At 39.7% G+C, this 18,843-nt stretch carries 18 protein-coding genes; 11 read left to right on the top strand and 7 right to left on the bottom strand.

The window, feature by feature from the left end; translation table 11 throughout:
- Window positions 1-18: 18 nt before the first annotated feature.
- Window positions 19-1,587, bottom strand: coding sequence for a murein biosynthesis integral membrane protein MurJ (murJ, locus tag ACXAC4_RS03915; RefSeq protein WP_475159183.1), 1,569 nt, complete (start codon window positions 1,585-1,587; stop codon window positions 19-21).
- A gap of 354 nt (window positions 1,588-1,941) precedes the next feature.
- On the opposite strand from murJ, the gene rpsT reads away from it, so the two are divergent.
- Entirely contained in the window at window positions 1,942-2,202 is a 261-nt protein-coding gene (rpsT, locus tag ACXAC4_RS03910) for a 30S ribosomal protein S20 (RefSeq protein ID WP_058029114.1), read from the top strand.
- Window positions 2,203-2,278: 76 nt separating this feature from the next.
- Here rpsT and ACXAC4_RS03905 read toward each other — a convergent pair whose 3' ends face one another.
- Window positions 2,279-2,662, bottom strand: coding sequence for a response regulator (locus ACXAC4_RS03905; RefSeq protein ID WP_058029113.1), 384 nt, complete (start codon window positions 2,660-2,662; stop codon window positions 2,279-2,281).
- A 93-nt stretch (window positions 2,663-2,755) separates the two neighbouring features.
- On the opposite strand from ACXAC4_RS03905, the gene ACXAC4_RS03900 reads away from it, so the two are divergent.
- The 3 genes from ACXAC4_RS03900 (at window position 2,756) to smrA (ending at window position 4,247) form a co-directional block, all read left to right on the top strand.
- On the top strand, window positions 2,756-3,217 hold the full coding sequence (locus ACXAC4_RS03900; protein ID WP_475159179.1) for a hypothetical protein: 462 nt from the start codon (window positions 2,756-2,758) through the stop codon (window positions 3,215-3,217).
- Between the two features lie 100 nt (window positions 3,218-3,317).
- Window positions 3,318-3,566, top strand: coding sequence for a hypothetical protein (locus tag ACXAC4_RS03895; RefSeq protein WP_058029111.1), 249 nt, complete (start codon window positions 3,318-3,320; stop codon window positions 3,564-3,566).
- Window positions 3,567-3,665: 99 nt separating this feature from the next.
- Window positions 3,666-4,247: a DNA endonuclease SmrA gene (smrA, locus tag ACXAC4_RS03890; RefSeq protein ID WP_421963843.1), complete on the top strand. Its 582-nt coding sequence runs from the start codon at window positions 3,666-3,668 to the stop codon at window positions 4,245-4,247.
- On the opposite strand, the gene ACXAC4_RS03885 is transcribed toward smrA, so the two are convergent.
- Window positions 4,237-4,383, bottom strand: coding sequence for a hypothetical protein (locus ACXAC4_RS03885; RefSeq protein WP_171041687.1), 147 nt, complete (start codon window positions 4,381-4,383; stop codon window positions 4,237-4,239). The two genes, smrA and ACXAC4_RS03885, sit on opposite strands and share 11 nt — an antisense overlap.
- 139 nt (window positions 4,384-4,522) lie before the next feature.
- A complete protein-coding gene (locus ACXAC4_RS03880) occupies window positions 4,523-5,443 on the bottom strand; it encodes a 2-hydroxyacid dehydrogenase (RefSeq protein ID WP_475159177.1) in 921 nt (306 codons plus the stop codon).
- 180 nt (window positions 5,444-5,623) lie between these two features.
- On the opposite strand from ACXAC4_RS03880, the gene olsF reads away from it, so the two are divergent.
- The 6 genes from olsF (at window position 5,624) to ACXAC4_RS03850 (ending at window position 13,014) form a co-directional block, all read left to right on the top strand.
- Window positions 5,624-7,333 carry a bifunctional ornithine lipid synthase OlsF gene (gene olsF, locus ACXAC4_RS03875; protein ID WP_475159176.1) on the top strand — a complete coding sequence of 570 codons (1,710 nt, stop codon included), beginning with the start codon at window positions 5,624-5,626 and terminating at the stop codon, window positions 7,331-7,333.
- A gap of 132 nt (window positions 7,334-7,465) precedes the next feature.
- Window positions 7,466-7,951, top strand: coding sequence for a TlpA family protein disulfide reductase (locus ACXAC4_RS03870; RefSeq protein ID WP_475159175.1), 486 nt, complete (start codon window positions 7,466-7,468; stop codon window positions 7,949-7,951).
- A 153-nt stretch (window positions 7,952-8,104) separates the two neighbouring features.
- Window positions 8,105-10,195, top strand: coding sequence for a TonB-dependent receptor plug domain-containing protein (locus ACXAC4_RS03865; protein ID WP_475159174.1), 2,091 nt, complete (start codon window positions 8,105-8,107; stop codon window positions 10,193-10,195).
- 100 nt (window positions 10,196-10,295) lie between these two features.
- The gene (locus ACXAC4_RS03860) at window positions 10,296-10,574 is read left to right on the top strand and encodes a peptidylprolyl isomerase (protein ID WP_475159172.1); all 279 of its coding nucleotides are present in this window, start codon (window positions 10,296-10,298) and stop codon (window positions 10,572-10,574) included.
- A 132-nt stretch (window positions 10,575-10,706) separates the two neighbouring features.
- Complete coding sequence (locus ACXAC4_RS03855) at window positions 10,707-10,973, top strand: GrxA family glutaredoxin (RefSeq protein WP_138633340.1); 267 nt, start codon at window positions 10,707-10,709, stop codon at window positions 10,971-10,973.
- A gap of 193 nt (window positions 10,974-11,166) precedes the next feature.
- Window positions 11,167-13,014: a DEAD/DEAH box helicase gene (locus ACXAC4_RS03850; protein ID WP_475159171.1), complete on the top strand. Its 1,848-nt coding sequence runs from the start codon at window positions 11,167-11,169 to the stop codon at window positions 13,012-13,014.
- A 135-nt stretch (window positions 13,015-13,149) separates the two neighbouring features.
- On the opposite strand, the gene ACXAC4_RS03845 is transcribed toward ACXAC4_RS03850, so the two are convergent.
- A complete protein-coding gene (locus tag ACXAC4_RS03845) occupies window positions 13,150-14,181 on the bottom strand; it encodes an NAD(P)-binding domain-containing protein (protein ID WP_475159170.1) in 1,032 nt (343 codons plus the stop codon).
- Window positions 14,182-14,254: 73 nt separating this feature from the next.
- Window positions 14,255-15,202 carry a tetratricopeptide repeat protein gene (locus ACXAC4_RS03840; protein ID WP_475159169.1) on the bottom strand — a complete coding sequence of 316 codons (948 nt, stop codon included), beginning with the start codon at window positions 15,200-15,202 and terminating at the stop codon, window positions 14,255-14,257.
- A gap of 333 nt (window positions 15,203-15,535) precedes the next feature.
- On the opposite strand from ACXAC4_RS03840, the gene ACXAC4_RS03835 reads away from it, so the two are divergent.
- Window positions 15,536-17,536, top strand: a complete 2,001-nt coding sequence (locus tag ACXAC4_RS03835; RefSeq protein ID WP_475159168.1) for a hypothetical protein — start codon at window positions 15,536-15,538, stop codon at window positions 17,534-17,536.
- A 55-nt stretch (window positions 17,537-17,591) separates the two neighbouring features.
- Here ACXAC4_RS03835 and ACXAC4_RS03830 read toward each other — a convergent pair whose 3' ends face one another.
- Window positions 17,592-18,833, bottom strand: a complete 1,242-nt coding sequence (locus ACXAC4_RS03830; protein ID WP_475159166.1) for a sensor histidine kinase — start codon at window positions 18,831-18,833, stop codon at window positions 17,592-17,594.
- Window positions 18,834-18,843 lie beyond the last annotated feature (10 nt).

The raw sequence follows: 18,843 nt of genomic DNA, 5'->3' as shown, positions 1-18,843 counted from the left end.
TCTGCCTTAGGTTAAGTATTAAGCCGAGGCTTCTTTTATGGTCTTCAATCGTACCCCAAACACAAAAAGGGCGCCAAAGTAACTAACTATAGCCACAGCTAGTAAAGCGCAAAGTAATGTGACTTGCTCAATCAAGCTCCAGCTTTGCCAAGTGTATTGTTGGGCAATAAAATAAACCAACACAGCCATCAGTATTGCGCTCACAATACATTTCAATGCAAACCATAGGCTAAAAGAAGAGAACTGATATACACCTTGCTGGTTTAGCTTTCTATAAAGTAAAAACGCATTACAACTTGCTGATAAAGAAGTTGCTAAAGCTAACCCCAAATAGCCAATGAATGGGGCGAGTATGATATTAAACACCATGTTCAAAACAAGCGTGACAATACCGATCTTGACCGGCGTTTTAGTATCTTGGCGGGCATAAAACCCTGGTGCTAATACCTTAATCAACATAAAACTGACTAAGCCAACCGAATAGGCGGCAACGCCCATGCTTACTGCTTTGACGTGATCGACTTCACTTTCGGAGAAAGCACCGTGATCAAATAAAACTGAGATAATAAGTGGGCTAATTACCATCAACCCCGCCATAGCCGGAAAACCTAAAAACAAAACAAAACGTACGCCCCAATCTAATGTGGTCTGAAAATCTTCGGACTTTTCTGTGGCATGCAACTTTGACAGTGCGGGTAAAATAACAGTCGCAATACCGATACCAAACAAGCCTAATGGGAACTCAATCAACCTGTCTGAATAATAAAGCCAAGCTATTGAGCCCGTTACTAACAGTGAAGCAATGATGGTATCTAACAATAAGTTTATTTGTGAAATCGACACCCCAAACATGGCGGGTAACATTAACTTGCGAACTTTCGTCACTTCAGGAGAGCGCCAAGCAAACACCGGCTTATTCACCATACCGATACGCAAAAGAAAAGGTATTTGAAATAAGAGCTGTGCTACGCCACCAACAAATACCCCAATAGCCAGCGCATAGGCACTCACATCAAAGGCATCATGTAATAAAATCGCACAACTAATAATGGAGATGTTTAATAAAACAGGCGTAAAAGCCGCTGCGGCAAAGCGGTTATAAACATTTAGGACAGCGCCGCTCAGTGCAACCAAGCTAACAAAGAACAAATATGGAAAAGTAAATTTTAATAAACCACTCGCTAATTCAAACTTTCCTGCATTTTCGCCTCCTTGCCACCAGTCAATAAACCAGCCTGTACCAAATAACGCCGCAATGACGGGTGAGCCAATCACACCGAGTATGGTAACTATCAGTAAAATGGTTCCCAAAGTACCTGCAGCTTGAGCAACAAACAATCTGACTTTGTCATCACCATGCTTTTCTTTTATCTCGGATAGCACTGGCACAAATGCTTGAGCAAATGCACCTTCTGCAAATAGTCGTCTTAAAAAGTTTGGAATGCGGTTAGCAAATAAAAACACATCTGCAGCAAGCCCCGCACCAAGTAAATTTGCAACAACAGCATCCCTGACTAGTCCCATCACGCGTGAAATCATCGTCATGGCACTGACTATCATGCCTGATTTAAATAACCCTTTTGCCACAAATTTACTCCCAACAACATATAACTGGCAGATTATGCCACAGACTTATACTGTCCTTGAACGCTAACCTAAGACTATTTGTAAATATCTTTCGTTTAATACTAGGTGTCGAGATATAGATTTGATACAATCGCCCGCAACAATCACAAAACTATGAGGTGTTATGGTTTTGTTGATTCTGAGCCTGTTGCAACTAGCGCTATGCAACTTAAAACCATGGTTTTAGTACATTCAGGCCAATATGACCCAAATGGAAAAGGCTGGGTGGTCATTTTTTATTGACTTTTGAGAATAAAACAGGCATATTCCTCGGCCTTTAAATTAAGCTTATTTTAAGATTGTTAGGAGCAAACCTTGGCTAACATCAAGTCTGCAAAAAAACGCGCTATTACTAGCGAAAAGCGTCGTAAGCACAACGCAAGTCGTCGTTCTATGATGCGTACTCTATTCAAGAAAACTGTAGCTGCTATTGAAGCTGGCGACAAAGAAGCTGCAACTGTAGCTTTCGCTGCTGTAACTCCAGTTTTAGACCGTTACGCAACTAAAGGTCTTATCCACAAAAACAAAGCTGCTCGTCATAAGAGCCGTTTAGCTGCTAAAATTAAAGCACTATAATTTGTTTTTGAATGAAAAAACCGACTGTTAAGTCGGTTTTTTTTTGCCTTTAAGAAAGGAAGAAGAGAAGCTTTTCTTAATAAAGCTCCAATTCTGGATAAAACTTTTTCAGCATCGCTGCAATTTTCTTCGGTGAAAACGGTTTAACTACAAACCCTTTTGCCCCTCTTTCAATCGCATCTTTAACGTTATCAACTGTTGAATGAGCAGATACCATCACAACATTAATATTTTCGTTAATTTTATTAATCTCAGCGATCAGCTCTTTGCCGTCACCGTCGGGTAATTCGATATCCAAAAATACAATATCGAAATGTTGTTCTTCGCATGCGGTAATACATTGTGTCGCAGTAGAGGCTTCTCTCACATGGTCTATGCCCAAGTGCATCAATGTTTGATGTAAGAAACTACGAACTGTACCCACGTCGTCCACTATAAGTATTGAGATCTGTTGATCCATAATCATCCTTTCCATATGCTGCCGAATAAATTTAGGCTATGATTAAATCATAGAATCATTATAGAGACATGCAAATAAAAGGCTACAAAACGAATGTCTAATCAATCAAAAAAACAATCTTTACTAGGACAAGTAAATCCACAACAAAAAAAACGGCAAAGTAGTCAAAAGAAAAAACGTCTTTCTCCACAACAACAAAGAGCCGCGATGGCACAAGCACAATTAGCCCAAACTCAACTCAATAACCCCCAAAAACAAAAAGGTATCAAACGTTGGATTACACTTGGCATTATTGCCTTATTAATTATTGTTTTTCCTAAACCGCAATTGATTACCTATGAAAAACTAGGGGTCGTTGCCACCAGTGTCTATTGGTCTGCATTGCCAGGTCTTGATCCAGTCATCTTTGATTCATCGCTTCACCCAAGGCCAGCACTAGATAAGAATACTCTCTATTTATGTATGAATAAGCTCGATCCTGATACCTGTCAGAAGTATCAAATAATCAAAAAAGAAGGTTTCTTTAGTGCCTTAAAGGTGCTTATTTCGAATTAAAAAAACTAATCTGAAAATTACAAAAATACTCGTTTGAAGCATGGTCAAACTAACACCATAATGGCGCTCCTTTAACCAACCACAGGAACCCAAACAGACTATGCCAAACGAGCTCGACTTGTTGCTAAACATAGTGCTTCTACTTTTAGGTGCTGGAGCCTTTTTTATCAACCACTTAACTACTTTACGCGTTGCCGCATTGGCCGCTTGTAGCTTATTATTTTTATCGTTTAGTTTTGATCTGATGAGTACCAGTGTGGTGTCTAATTTAAGTCTAATTATGATTAATACATTTTATCTATTTAAAGTGTATACATTCGGACAACTTAAATTAAGTCATACCGACTAACATATTATTAACCTATCCTTTAAATTGTCTTGGTAGCCAATTCCTTAAGGCTAGGCTAAAATCATCGCCATATCTTCAATGCTACAGCTGAGGTGACGTATGGCGATGACAGATGAAGAATTGTTTATGGCTTCAATGGGTGATGTCACTCCGCTTGCCAAGAACAATCAAATAGAACTACAAAAGAAAAAAAACGCCCCGACCCTGAGTCAACTTGAAAAGCGCAAAGCCGCTGAACAAGAATTAGAGTTCGATGCAAATTACCTCTCCACCGAGTATGTAGACTTACTTGATCCACATGATTTATTAAGCTTTAAGAAAAGTGGTGTGCAACATGGTGTGTTTAAAAATCTACGCTTAGGCAAATATCAAATCGACGCCACATTAGACTTACATGGCAAAACATTTCGTGAAGCCAGAAAAACACTCTTTGATTTTGTTACCGATTGTCAGCAAAGAAGCATTCGTGTCTTGCTGATAAGACATGGCATTGGTTTAAACAGCAAACCGCACCCTGCCATTTTAAAAAGCTATACTAATAAGTGGTTACAAGAAATGCCGATCGTTTTAGCGTTTCACAGTGCGTTAAAGTGTCACGGTGGCTCTGGCTCCACCTATGTGCTGCTAACCAAAAGTGATGAGAAAAAGCTAGAAAACCGAGAACAACACGCTAAGCGTTGATCTCTTCATGAGCGACACAGTTACCATACTCTGGTAGCTCTGTCGCTTTCGCTTGAGTAAACCATGCAGAAATTGCCAAAAGAATAACTGAGATAAAAACGAAAGAAAATTTTACTCCACCTTGGCTGTCACGCATTGTATTACCCTGTTTATTATTATTTTTTTATCTAAACTACTGAAAGTATAAAAATCACACAAGGTGTTTTTTTATACAGTAAGTGAAAGGAATGAGAGAATAAATCTGCTTAGCACTTTCCAATACTTATTTCCTACCTTTAATACCCTTTTTGTTTGCACACCAAGTTACTTAATTGTGTGTTTGCTTGCTGTGCTTTGACATTATCTGCAATTTGTTCACAAACCGTTTTGAGCTGAGTCAAAGCCGCACAATGTGGTGTGATTGTTATTTTGGGGTGCGACCAAAATGCATGCGATTTAGGTAAGGGCTCTTCGGTAAATACATCCAATACTGCTGATGAGAGTTCGCCTTGATCAAACGCTGTTAATAAATCTGCTTCATTTAAATGTTTGCCTCTAGCAACATTAATTAGCAAACAATGATCTGGTAACTGTTTGAACACACCTAAGTTTAAAATCTCTTCTGTCTGTGGCGTTAAAGGCAGTAAACATACCAATACATCAAGCTCTTTAAGAAAATCAGATAGCTGAGTGTCACCATGGAAGTGTGTAATATGCGCTAATTGCTTTTCAGAGCGAGACCAACCACTGACTTTAAAGTTATTGTTAACCAGCTTGTTTGCAACACTTACCCCTAGCTCTCCCATACCTAAAATGCCTACATGCTGAGTCGCATGTGCTCGTTTTGGCTTCCATTGATCTTGTTGCTGTTTTATTAGGTACTCTTTAATACGAAGCTTATGCGCCAAAGTATGCGCTAAGACATACTCAGCCATGTCTTCTGCCAGTTGTGTATCTACAATCCGAGTGACTTGAACGTGTTCAGGAATAAGACTTAAGTCAATTGCATCAACCCCCGCACCATAACTCTGTACCACTTGTAAATTAGGGAGTTGTGCCCAAAGCGTTTCAGGTGCTTTCCAAGCCAATACGAATTCGATTTCTGTTAAGTTTTCGCAGTGCGGCCACTCATATATTTTAACATTGGGTAACTGTGCGCTGAGTTCAGCAAGAAGTTTGTCGTTATTACGACCTGTGACACAGACTAAAACTGACATTTGTTATTCCTAATAAAGCAACTTGTTGATAATCATATTGGTCATGCAATTAAGACTCAAGCGAGGGTTTCATTAAAACCATAAAACAATGTCGGCTGTCATAAAAGCACCGTAAATTTGCAACAGCCTTGTCACACAGTGTTTTTAATCTACAAAAAACACTTAGAGTTGAGATTTACTATGATCAGTGTCGATAAGGTTATCGAAGCAAATTTACCCCAACTAGAAAAGTCCCCAAAAGTAAAAGGACTGGTAAAAAAAGGCTTGGGCTATTTACTTCATGAGCAAGAGTTTGTGGCATTTGCAGATACCTACCCGCACCTGCAAGGATTAGAGTTTGTTGAGCAAGTTCTAGACGAACTTGAATTTGATGCCCGTTATACCACCAAGCAACTTGAGCATTTACCCAGCGAAGGCTCAGTTGTGATAGTTGCAAACCATCCTATCGGCTCTTTAGACGCACTCGCTCTAGTAAAACTTATTAGCAAGGTACGAGGCGACTTAAAAGTAGTTGCGAATCGAATGCTGATGTCGCTGACTCCTATGCATTCATTATTGCTCCCAGTTGATAATTTATCTGGCACAAGCCGTAAGCAAGAGCTCAGTAATATTCACAAACATCTAAAACAAGGTGGCGCTTTATTGATCTTTCCTGCTGGCGAAGTTTCTCGATTAAGCCCCACAGGCGTCAAAGATTGTAAGTGGAATAGTGGCTTTTTAAGAATGGCGAAACGCGCTAACTGCCCTATTTTGCCAATTAACATCAAAGCCAAAAATAGCCCTTTATTTTATGGCACATCAATGATCTACAAGCCTCTAGCCAGCCTGCTATTGGTAAAAGAAATGTTTAAGCAAAGACAAAAATTTTTAGAGTTCGAAATCGGTGCATGCATACCACCAGAGTCTTATCTACATAATAATGTCAAAGACAAAGAGATGGTTGCACTTATCCGCAAACAGCTATATCGCGTTGGTTCTAAAAAAACATTGCCGCTCATAACACAAACGCCTGTTGCGCCTCCTGAGTGTAAAAAAGCCTTAAAAAGCGCTCTTGAAGCCTGTGAGCGTATTGGCGAAACGCAAGATGGTATGCAGATTTATCTTTACCATTACACGGGTAGCTCGGTCATTTTCAGAGAGTTGGGCCGATTACGTGAACATGCATTTAGAGCAGTCGGTGAAGGCACTGGTAAACGCCGAGACATAGATAAATATGATATGCATTACACCCATCTTATTTTATGGGACCCAAATCAACTTGAGCTAGTAGGTGCCTATCGGCTTGCCAGTGCTAAAAAGGTACTTGAACAACAAGGTCGTGAAGGTTTATACACCGACACCTTAGTCGATTACGGCGATAAAATGCAGCCATACTTTGAGCATGGATTAGAGCTTGGCCGCAGCTTTGTGCAACCTAAATACTGGGGGCGAAAAAGCCTAGATTACCTTTGGTATGGCATAGGTGCATTTGTAAAACGTTACCCTGAACACCGTTATTTATTTGGCGCGGTGAGCCTATCGAACGCCTTGCCTGAAGAAGCCAAAGCCATGTTGGTGTATCACTACCAGCACTATTTTGGTCATTTACCTGAACATGCTATTGCCAAACACAAATATCGCTTAGATAGCGCTCAGCAAGAAAATTATAAAAAGCTATTTTTAGGTAATAATATCAAAGAAGATTTCAGCGAGCTTAAGCATATCCTTGCCAATATGAACGCCCAAGTACCGACGTTATTTAAGCAATATACAGAATTGTGCGAAGACGGCGGCGTAAATTTCCTGTGTTTTAGCGTCGATCCCGACTTTAGTAATTGTATTGACGGGCTCGTGTTGGTTGATTTAAAGAAAATAAAACCCCAAAAGGCCAAACGTTATTTAGGTGAGTAGTCTTCTGTAAAAATGAAATATGCGGGATCTTAGCCATTGAAACAGATAGAAACATGTTTTTAGTTTCTATCTGTAATTTTCGGTGTTAACGTCGGGTCTATTAAAATATAAAGGACCCAATACGTTTCAAAGATGATCAAAAAAGTACTTCAATTAGCCGTTTTTGCCGTAATATTTATTGCAGTCACTGCCTACCAAGAACTCGGTATGTTAGCTGATAATGGCGAGCAACCCGCGCCTTACTTCTCATTACCCACACTCGAAAATGAGCACAAACAAATTAGTTTAAGTGAACTCGCAGGACAGCAAACCGTTGTGTATTTCTTTGCGCCTTGGTGCAGTATTTGTAAGTTCAGCATGCCAAATTTAGATAAGCTCCATGAACAACAAAAACTCAATGCCGTTGCCATTGCCCTAGATTATGACTCAAAAGAAGCAGTTGAAACCTTCACACAAGATTTAGACCTCAGCATGCCAGTACTTATGGGAAATCATCAAATTGCTGCCAATTTTAAAGTCAAAGCCTACCCCACTTATTATGTGATTGATGAGAATCTTAAAATAACTGAGCGTTCCGTTGGGTATTCGACAGAACTTGGTTTAAGAGCCCGCTTATAAGTTTCCTTACCTTAATGCCTTTATAAGTAACTTTTGTAATAAAGTGTAGAAGTACCACTACACTTTATTACCTAAACCCGCAACACACTTACAACTTATCTCCTTAAACTAGTCGCCAATTCATCCAAACTCAGCTTGCAACAAGGATCCCAAATGAACAAGCTCGGCGCATTTTCAACAACCCTATTTAAGTTTTCACCGCTATTTTTAGCCATTTCACTGTCTGTTCATGCTGATGAGCAAAAGCCACAGAACAAAGAAATGGAGCACATTGAAGTACTTTATAAACGCAGTAGTATCACCAGTGAAATAACCGAAGACACTGAAAAGTTGATTGAAATGCCCGGTGCCCTTGGCGATCCGTTAAGAGCCGTTTATGCACTCCCAGGCGTGGTTGCTGCTGGCGGCTCAATGAGCGAGCCTGCTGTACGTGGCTCATCACCCAGTGATAATATTTTCGAAGTGGACTTTATGCCTGCAGGCTACATATTCCATGACTTTGGTAGCTCTATTTTCAACCGTCATATTATTCAAGATTTCCAACTTTATTCAGCCGGTTATGGTGCAGGGTATAGTAATGCCACAGGCGCAGTGTTCGATGTGACATTACGTAACCCTAAGTATCAGCCTATTACCACTACCTTAGATTTTTCAATGTTTAACGCCGGTGTATTTGTTGAAGGTCAAGCCACAGAGAATACCGCATTTTATTTTTCAGCTCGAAAAAGCACTTTGCCGCTATTTTTCTCAGAAGGAGAAGAACTTGAAGATGATGACGGCGAATTAACGGGGGTAACAATCAATGATGCGCCCGATGACCATGATTATCAAGGTAAATGGCTTTGGGATATCAATGCCAATAATACCCTAACTTTTAATTTCACTGGCGCGCAAGACTCTGCCGCAGCAGGCTTTAATGAACGTGCTGAACTTGCACAAAAGACACCTGAATTTCAGGGCGATGCACGATTTATCCGTGAGTTCACCAGCCAAAATATCTTATGGGATCACTACAACAAAAATTATCACTTTAGAGTCGGATTAGGGGTTTTAGACCATTCTGGTCGACTTGAATATGGCAAACGTGCAACTTTAACGAATGGCTACTTTGAAGAAGAGTCAGAAAAGCAAACCACCCTAAAAGCGCAGTTGAATTACCGTTTAAATAACCAACACAGACTCGTGACAGATGTTGGCTTTTACGACAACGAAACCACTTATAAATATGACTCATTCCAATACCTATGTACTGAGCTTGACCCTGATTGCGACCTGAAAAAAGGGGAGCGTATTTCAGGTAAGCAAACTGCTGGCGCTGATAGTGGTTTTGTAGGTGTCACCCATATTTGGCAAATCAACGACAAGCTACAAACGGAAGCCGGCGTGCAATTCCAACATAACAAGCTCACTGATGAAAACTTTGTGCAACCTCGCCTTGCTTTAAACTATTACTTAACTGATTCAAGTACCGTCACAGCCAAGTTTGGACAATATAATCGTCAGCAAGACATTGATTATATTTTGCCTGAAGTCGGCAACCCGAATTTGAAATCACAATCAGCAAATCACACTACGCTAGGTTTCGCGCAAGAACTTGAAAATGAATGGTCTTGGTCAGTAGAAGCCTATTACAAAACCATGGACGACTTACCACTTGCCATTGCGGATAACGCACCTGATGCGCAAAATCTATATGCCAATGATGTTGAGGGTCGAGCCTATGGGGTAGACTTTCTGATCAATAAAAACAAAACCGATAACTGGTATGGATGGTTAGCATTTAGTTATGCCAAAAGTGAGCGTACGGACTTAAGAAATAATGTCACGCGTGACTACTATGCCGATACCCCATTTGTGTTCAATGCAGTATTTAACTACGAAATCAATGAACTCTGGCAAGGCGGCTTTAATTTTACGGCACGCAGCGGTCAAGCTTATACACCGATTGTTGGGGTTAGAGAAAATCCAGACTTCGATAATCGCTTTTTACCTGTCTATGGCGAACCATTCTCAGAGCGTCACGATCTGTATCATAGGCTCGACATACGTTTTGAACGTAAAACACGCGTATTTGGCCTAGATGGTAAGCTTATTCTGGAACTAATGAACGCATACGGCCAAGATAATGTCAGCAGCATCGACCTTGATTACAAAAAAGTGAAGTCAGTAAATGACTTATATATAGAAGAAGAAACTGATGACTTTGAAATGCGCCCATCTATTGGGTTTAGCGTGACTTTCTAATATCACTTTTAAATTAGTTTTCGGCCCTCCTAGGGCTTGCCATATCTTGGCAAGCCCTGCATGATCCGCGCAAACAAAACGACATCAGAGAACCTTTATCATGCCAAAAGCCTGCGCGTATCATATTCTAGTCAAAACCGAGAAAGAATGTTTAGCCATAAAAGCTAAATTAGCCAAAGGCGGAGATTTTAATAAGCTTGCCAAGCAGTACTCTACTTGCCCTTCTAAAAAGCGTAGCGGTGACCTGGGTGAATTTAACAAAGGTGATATGGTTAAGGCGTTTGACGATGTCGTGTTTAAAAAGCCTCTGTTTGAAGTACATGGTCCTGTGAAAACGAAGTTTGGCTTCCACCTCATCAAGACCGTTTATAGAACCTAACTCTTAATAAACCCTCTGTTTAGGAGTAATCACTTTTATTGATGAATCCGATTCAATTAATCAACTTTTACTTCTTATAAATTCCTCTAAACTTAGTTGCAGTTAAACAAAATCATCAACGAGGAATTCAATATGTTTACAGTTATTTTTGGTCGTGAAGGGTGTCCTTTCTGTGTTCGTGCAAAAGAACTTGCTGAGCGTTTAAAAACAGAGCGTGACGATTTTAACTATCGCTACGTAGACATCATTAAAGAAGGTGTGAGCAAAGCAGATTTAGAAAAGTCAGCAGGCAAACCTTGCCCGACTGTGCCACAGATTTTCTTAGATCAATCTCACATTGGTGGATTTACCGATTTTGAAGCCTATGCAAAAGAAAATTTAGGTTTGTACAGTAATTAAGCAATACATGTTTGCAGAAAAGTAAAAAGCCCTAAAAGCCTTGAATTTGTTACTTTGCTGTAAATTTGCACAAAACACACTGATTAAATTTCGTACAACATCAGTCACATATAAATTAGTTCTAATTTATACAAGCAATTGCTGGGCTTTTCCTATACAATGCGCGCCTCTTTAAATTCGTTGAGGCGCATTAATGTCAGAACCAGTCACGTTTGAATCTTTAGATCTTTCACCTGCAATTTTAAAAGCAGTCGAAGAGCAAGGATATAAGACACCATCTGAGATCCAAGCTCAATGTATACCGTTATTGCTAGAAAGAAAGGACGTACTGGGACTAGCGCAGACGGGTACAGGTAAAACAGCAGCATTTGCATTACCACTATTAAACAATATTGACCCGGCTACGAAGCAGCCACAAATTTTGGTGTTAACACCAACACGCGAACTTGCTATTCAGGTAGCAGAAGCATTTGAACAATATGCTAAATACACTAAAGGCGTTGAAGTACTAGCGCTTTATGGTGGTCAAAGCTACGGCATCCAGCTTAGTGCTTTACGCCGCGGTGCACAAATCATTGTTGCGACACCGGGTCGTCTTATCGACCACATCAACCGTAAAACAATTGATTTATCGCAGCTTAATGCACTTGTTCTTGATGAAGCTGACGAAATGCTTCGCATGGGCTTCATTGAAGATGTTGAAAACATCATGGAAAAAACACCTGAAGACAAGCAAACTTGTTTGTTCTCAGCAACTATGCCTAAGCAAATTCAGTCTATTTGTACTAAGTACTTAGACAACGCTGAGCAAGTTCGAATCGCAGCACGTAACTCAACTGTATCAACAGTTGAACAAGTTTTCTGGCGCTCTAATGTTCATAAGAACAAAGCAATCGTTCGCTTCCTAGAAGCTGAAGATTACGATGGCGCAATCGTATTCGTACGTACACGTAACGATACTGTTCAACTTGCAGAACTACTTGAGCGTGAAGGTTTCTCTGCTGCACCATTAAATGGTGACATGAACCAACAGGCACGTGAACGTACAGTTGACCGTTTAAAAAGCGGCTTAGTGGACATCGTAATCGCAACTGACGTTGCGGCACGAGGTCTTGACGTTGAGCGTTTAAGTTTAGTTATCAACTACGATATCCCGCAAGACAGCGAAGCATACGTTCACCGTATTGGTCGTACTGGCCGTGCTGGTCGTACTGGTAAAGCAATCCTATTCGTGAAAGGCAATGAGCGTTACTTACTACGTAACATCATGCGTCACACTAAGTCTGAGATTGCAGAAGTTGAATTACCTGATGCGAAAACAGTTGAGCAAAAACGTATCGCAGCATTACAAGCTAAGCTTACTAATGCACTAGAGCACAAAGACATTACTTTCTTTAATGAAGTTGCTGTAGATCTTGCTCAAAAGCTTGAACTAAGCCCTGAAGACTTAGCGGGTGCGTTACTAGCGCTTGCACAAGAATCTTCACCGTTAAAAGTTGAAGAAATTAAGCGTGAACGTCGTGAACGTGATGATCGCCGTGGCCGTGATGGTCAGCGTAATGAACGTGGTGGTGAGCGTCGTGGTCGTGAACGTGGTGACCGTGGCAATCGCAACAGCAGCCAAACACCAATGGATACATATCGTATCGATGTTGGTCGTGATCACGGTGTACAAGTTAAGAACATCGTTGGTGCAATTGCGAATGAAGCTGATATCTCAAGCAAGTTCATCGGTGATATTCGTTTATTCAACGAGCACAGCACGGTTCAGCTTCCGAAAGATATGCCAGCTGACGTATTAGGTCATTTCAAGAACGTATTTATCTGTAAGCGTCCTATGAATATGACTAAGAGCACACATCCAGCTGATCAAGCCGGTGGTGGTCAAGAGCGTGGCTTCCGTGGTGAGCGTAACGATCGTGGTAACCGTGGTGAAGGTAAGCGTAGCTTCCGTGATAACCGTGGTGGCGACCGTAAGCCTCGTCGTGATGGAGAGCGTGGTGAACGCAAAGAGCGTCGCCCAGTAAGCTTCACTGCTTAATAGCAAAGATATAAATAAACCCGCACATGTTGCGGGTTTATTTATTTCTTAAACCAACGCTCATAAATAAACTTTTTATTTTGAGGCAAGGAAAACTTGAAGAGAACTAGGCGAGAAAGAGAAAGCTAAATAGCTTTAGGATCGATTTAGTTTTTTTAATACATTTTCAACTTCAAATTCAGCACCACAGATCAAACCACTGGCGCGATTATGTTGCCAAGGCCGCCCTATTTGAAAAACTCCCATCGTTTCAGCTGTACTTACATCAAACTCATTATTGTCCTTATGTAACTGAGGAATTTGAATAAAGCTAAAGTCATCTTTATAGCCAATCGCGCTAATCAAAATGTCTGGCGCAATCTTTTCTCCATTATCAAAAGTAATACACTCATCACCAACTGAAACAACTCTAGACTTTAAATCGACTCCCAAAGCTATGAGTGCTTTGTTATTAATATTCGTATCAGGGAAAGGGTCTCTACTTTTTAAAAACTGAGCGATTTTGCAGTTTTTAGGAAGCCTTAAAAGACCAAACCATTTCAGCAATGAAAATGTTTTAATTCCTAGAGTATGCTCAGGAAATAGATGCCGCTTTTTGCCTTGTGCTAAGTAAACCTTATTTTTGTCACTAAGCATTTTCGCAACTTGTCGACCTGAAGCACCATCCCCCACAACTAAGATTTTCTGATTTTTGAAGTTCATTCTCTGTAATTGCTCTAAATCTAGCTGCAAAAACTGAGTATCTCCGTTGAATAGTTTCACAGGCATATTAAATGCGCCGGTGGCTAAAACAATTTGCTTCGCTTTAATCACCCCATGCGCGGTAAAAACAGAAAACTCATTTATTCCATCATGAGTTACCTTTAAAACATGACAATTTGTTTTAACTGCCAGCTGATGATGCAAGGCAAACTCAGATAAATAATCAGCAAACTCGTCTTTAGTTAAATAATCTCCTTGAGAATGAGGGATATAAAAACCAGGGAGCCGATTTAACTTATTCGGGGTAAATAGGGTTAAGCCCTGATAACGTTTCCTCCATTGGTCGCCAACGTGCTCATGTTTATCAAGGATTAAATAATCAACATTTAAGGCCTTTAAACGGCCTCCAAGTGCTAAGCCCATATGACCTGCACCGATAATTAACACATTCGTTTGTAAATTCATAACCACTCCAATAGTAAGGCTTGGTTATAGTAAGAGGTTTTTATCGTTAAAGATTGAATAAACTGGTTATCGATTAATTGAGCTGTGAAGAGGTTACCTTTGAAGGTTTTGAATTCGAAGCTGTTAACTTAGCGAGTCTCTCATAAGTTTCATGATAACCGTGAGAAAGATCACCAAAGTTGATTCTTTGTATAAGCTGCGTCAATTTATCTAGCTCATTAAGTTGTTCATAAACTTCTGCAGTACGAATTAGAGTAAGCGCTAATAACCTCGGGTTATTTTGCTTTAATAGTAATTCTTCAATACGTTTAAAATGCTCAAGCGCCAACTCATGTTTACTCATTAATTGATAAGTTCTTGCTAGGTTAGAGTAAGCCACTACTTTTTTAGCATCATGTTCAGTGTCTTTAATCCAATCTAGTGCCAACTTATAAAATTTAGCGGCACGCTCGTAGTTTTTCCAGATAAAAAAGATATGACCTTTATTAGTATGTAATTCGAGGTGAAATACAGGGTCACCTCGCTTGCCAAACTTATTTTCAGCTAATAATAGCAACTGATAGGCCTTTTGCTTATCACCAAATAAATACTCTAAATTAGCAATTTCAACCATACGCATAGGATCTTCAAAAATATGATAGATTTTTTCTAATTTAGAAATAGCTAATTGCGCATAGTGTTTTGCTTGTTCTCTCTCTCCAAAATAAGCCAATGTTTTTGAGTAGTAATAATTAAGCTGTAGTTCAAAAACATCTGGCATACTTTCTATTGAAAACAGCGGAGTAATTGTTTGTTCTAATTTTTTAAACTCTCGTTTATCGTAGTAGTAATCGAGCTTATAAGAGATAAGCTTAAACCAGGCTTTAGAATAAAGAGGCACAGCGTCACTCTGCTTTTTTAGCAAATCTAAACAAGCTTGCTCACCTTTTTGTAGGCAATAAGACTCGTGATCACTAAAGTGCTCTGAAGCATTTGCAGTAATAGAAGAAAATAAGAGAAAAAGTAGCAACAAAACAATCATAAATTTAGCGTATCAGCTAACACAACAGTATTAGTCTAGACTAAGCAATGTATAAAACTGATAAGAAAAAACCATTAAATTTCTTTCTCATTTACACATCATTACAATAAATAAACCCAAAAGAACTAGCCTAAAAAAATAAACCAACCCTTTATAACCAGCCCTAAGTCAAATTCATCAATTAAGCCAAAGTTAATTTGGTAGCCAAAATTTCATTTATTGCCAATAAAAAAAGTAAATAATTGTAAATACACTCCTGTTTTTATTTCAAAAAAGTGCTTAAATAGCCGCCCTCTAAATACAGAGGCTATTGTTAATAAAAGGAAAATAACAATGTTTAATTATTCTAAAGTTGCGTTAGGTATCGCAGCATGTTTCGCACTGTCTGGTTGTCTTGAAGTTGAAGATAACAATAACAACAATAATGATGCACTAGTACAGCAGCTAGAGCAGCAAAATCAAATCTTACAAAATCAGCTAGACTACACAAAACAACAAGCTGAAGCATGGAAAACTGCTATCACACTAGTAGGCTCAGTAGAGCTTGCAACTGAAGGAGATACACTTCCTAGTGATTTATCTGTTACTTTTTACCACAACGGCCAATGGCACGATGCTGTTTCTATAGCTGCAGACGGTTCGTTTGAAGTATCTGAACTTCCAGCAAACACTGACTTTATTGCAAAGGTAAGCAGTGCGTCAAATGCGATTGTTAAGCGTCATTTTTTCTTCAGAACACCATATAAAACAGATAAATTTGTCCAAAATCTAGTCGCTTTTGAAGTAGGTCTGCCAAAGACTATTGAGTTCACTGTTTTAGATGAAAAAACCAACTTACCTTTCACAGATCTGCACCTAGAAGCTGATCTAGATGCAGATAGCAACGCTTTAAATGCCCTTAAACAAGTTGCTGGAGACAACTTATCAAAGGCAACTCTCAATTCTGAAACAGGTATGTATGAGCTAGTGGTGCCTAAAGGCATTACCCTATTTTTACAGCAAGACCGTGATCTAGATAACGATGGCACGAATGACGTAACTTCTTTTGATGCTAGGTACAGCAATCAGTTAGAAAATAACCAATTGTTTTATTTAGATAAGCAAAAGGCTGAAGAGTTTGAGCTAGTGCTTAATTTTATCAATGCAAATGGTGAAGCGATAAAGCCTGAGCATGTCTTTGCAACGAACAATGATTTTGGTTCATCTGACTTTACCTATGATGACACATTAAAAACTCACTCTGTTGATGCTAACTATCTTGGTTCACTAAGAGTTTATATACCAGAGTTCAAAATCAATGACACTCAGTATAAGTCAAGAAGTCTAACTGTTCGTAACTACAATGAGCAAACAGAATCTTATCAAGTTGAAGGCGCTTTAAACAGCTGGCGTGACCATAACATTGCTGTTGAAAACAATGTACTTAGCGTTGTCGTTGTACTTGAGGAAAATACAGAACAGAATCTTTCTCTTCAAGTTGTAACGAGAACTGAAGAGCTAAATCAAGAGCAAGCATTCACTTACTTCTTTAATGCCCCTATTGCTATCAATGAAGAAACGGTAGTCACAGTAGAAAAAGAAAATGCACTAATCGCTACTCCTGGAAATGCATCTAAGGATGATTCAATCGAGCCAGGTACAACTTACTTTGAATATAAGAATGTTGAAGTTGAGTCAAGCAGCATTCTGAGCTTCAATGACACAGCATTAACTTTAAAGCCAAATGCAAAATTAGAAGAAGGGTATAGCTATCGCTTCAATATAGAAAAAATCGTTAACAAGAAGACTGATGAGTTAGAAGAGATTAACTACTCTAATACGGTAACTATCGAAAACACCGAAGCATTCAGTGACAATGCGTTTGTTGCTGATAACTTAAACTACCGTAAAGAGGGTGAGTTAATTATAAGTAAAAATACTGCAAATGTAGCTGCTGGTAGCAACAGCGATGTTCGCGGTCAAGTATGTATCTTAGTTCCATCTAAGTTCGGCGTTAGGTTCTACGACGTGACTCCTAAGAAAGCGGTTGTAAATGGCGTTGAAACAAAGATTAACAATTCTTGGTTTAACAGCCATTCGGCACAAAATTTTTATCAACTAGCAGACAATGAGAGTGTTTCAGGTTCATATCCAATCCGTTCTAGCGCTCAGAAAAATGGCACCTACTCAAGTACTTGTTTAGAGATGTATGATTCGAATTATAATTACATCTCATCTATGGAAGATAATACTCCTGCCAACGAAAATAGCGTAACTGTAGAGATCGAGTATTTCATCGACGCAAATGGTGAAAGAGAATACAAAACAGTTGAGAAGAAACTTTACATCGACTAATTAGCTTTTTGATTCTGATATTTAAGCCGCGTAAATCGCGGCTTTTTTAATGGTACTATCTACTTTTTAAAATAATACAACTGCCCTTAGCAGAAGAGTCAACAGCTAAGCTCAAGCCATTCACCCCACATAAGCGCTCAACCAAAGACAAACCAATGCCAAAGCCGCTGCTGTTCTTCGCTTTTACACCTTGTTGCTTAGCGTGTTGAAAATCAAAGCCACAACCAGTGTCTTTTATTTCAAACACACCGTTTCGAGCACGAATTTTTATCCCGCCTTGCTCGGTATAACGCACTGCATTTTGCACCAGATTTTCGATGATGATCTGCAAGCTTTGTGAATCTGCATTTAACACTGAGCCTGATTCTATCTCACACTCAATTTCGAGTTGCTTTGCGCTGATTTGCTCAGCGTAGTTTAAAATACTTTGCTCAATGAACGGCTCAATAAGTACCGGCTGTTTAGTGAGCTGTGTTTCGCCCCGTGCAACCAGTAATAGGCTCTCTACTGTCTTTTGCATATTCTCGGCTGCATGGTGAATACGCATAAATACGCCCCGCTGTTGGGTTGTTAGTTGCTTGTCTGCCTGCAACAGCTCGCAAGCACCTAAAATACTGGTGATCGGGGTTCTCAGCTCATGACTGGCATCTCGGGTAAACTGAAGCTCTCGCTCTACAAACTCAGACACTTCATTAAGAGCCTGCTCTAAGCTGATAGCAAACGCACCGAGTTCGTTATTTGCAAATGGTGCAGCAAAACCTTTTGGAAGGTGCTCTGGGTCACATGAATTCAGTAACTCGCTAAGCTCGGTTAGTGGTTTTAAAGCACGTTTTGAGAAGAAGTATGCCAATAATGCACTCAACAACAGCATGATTGCCGCCATAATACCTAATACAATAAGCGCTGGCTGCGTAAAGCCTCTCACAACCAATAACTTACTCACTTCTGATACCAATAAAGCATCATTAAACTTTAATCGCTCAATATGATAGTGCAGGCCATTATCGCCAAAGATCTCTTTGTCTTTTGGGTACTGTTCAAGAGAGCGCTGGATCTTTTCAGGCAATATTTCTTGGTTGTTATAAACCCTAAAATAACTTTTGCTGGGTGAACTGTACTGGCCTGTTGCCTCGTAGCTTTGCTCTAACCGGTGCCGCTCTTCCATAACTTCGCGGTGGATAAATTCATCTTCTACCGTGAACATAAAAATAAAACTCATACCAACAAACAGGCCTGAGTTGATCAGGGTAAACAACCCAAAATAGGCAACAAAACGGCTCTTTATGGTGCGAAACATTAACTTTCTA

The organism is Pseudoalteromonas sp. AWM4_233 (assembly GCF_056158285.1).
This window is presented reverse-complemented; position numbering and strand designations above follow the sequence as displayed.

Excerpts from the sequence above, each read along its gene's own strand:
- ACXAC4_RS03845 (WP_475159170.1), bottom strand. The coding sequence starts at position 14,181 with ATGAATTTACAAACGAATGTGTTAATTATCGGTGCAGGTCATATGGGC.
- ACXAC4_RS03835 (WP_475159168.1), top strand. The coding sequence starts at position 15,536 with ATGTTTAATTATTCTAAAGTTGCGTTAGGTATCGCAGCATGTTTCGCA.
- ACXAC4_RS03850 (WP_475159171.1), top strand. The coding sequence starts at position 11,167 with ATGTCAGAACCAGTCACGTTTGAATCTTTAGATCTTTCACCTGCAATT.
- olsF (WP_475159176.1), top strand. The coding sequence starts at position 5,624 with ATGATCAGTGTCGATAAGGTTATCGAAGCAAATTTACCCCAACTAGAA.
- ACXAC4_RS03905 (WP_058029113.1), bottom strand. The coding sequence starts at position 2,662 with ATGGATCAACAGATCTCAATACTTATAGTGGACGACGTGGGTACAGTT.
- ACXAC4_RS03840 (WP_475159169.1), bottom strand. The coding sequence starts at position 15,202 with ATGATTGTTTTGTTGCTACTTTTTCTCTTATTTTCTTCTATTACTGCA.
- ACXAC4_RS03880 (WP_475159177.1), bottom strand. The coding sequence starts at position 5,443 with ATGTCAGTTTTAGTCTGTGTCACAGGTCGTAATAACGACAAACTTCTT.
- ACXAC4_RS03830 (WP_475159166.1), bottom strand. The coding sequence starts at position 18,833 with ATGTTTCGCACCATAAAGAGCCGTTTTGTTGCCTATTTTGGGTTGTTT.
- smrA (WP_421963843.1), top strand. The coding sequence starts at position 3,666 with ATGGCGATGACAGATGAAGAATTGTTTATGGCTTCAATGGGTGATGTC.
- ACXAC4_RS03900 (WP_475159179.1), top strand. The coding sequence starts at position 2,756 with ATGTCTAATCAATCAAAAAAACAATCTTTACTAGGACAAGTAAATCCA.
- ACXAC4_RS03860 (WP_475159172.1), top strand. The coding sequence starts at position 10,296 with ATGCCAAAAGCCTGCGCGTATCATATTCTAGTCAAAACCGAGAAAGAA.
- ACXAC4_RS03895 (WP_058029111.1), top strand. The coding sequence starts at position 3,318 with ATGCCAAACGAGCTCGACTTGTTGCTAAACATAGTGCTTCTACTTTTA.
- ACXAC4_RS03885 (WP_171041687.1), bottom strand. The coding sequence starts at position 4,383 with ATGCGTGACAGCCAAGGTGGAGTAAAATTTTCTTTCGTTTTTATCTCA.
- ACXAC4_RS03865 (WP_475159174.1), top strand. The coding sequence starts at position 8,105 with ATGAACAAGCTCGGCGCATTTTCAACAACCCTATTTAAGTTTTCACCG.
- ACXAC4_RS03855 (WP_138633340.1), top strand. The coding sequence starts at position 10,707 with ATGTTTACAGTTATTTTTGGTCGTGAAGGGTGTCCTTTCTGTGTTCGT.
- ACXAC4_RS03870 (WP_475159175.1), top strand. The coding sequence starts at position 7,466 with ATGATCAAAAAAGTACTTCAATTAGCCGTTTTTGCCGTAATATTTATT.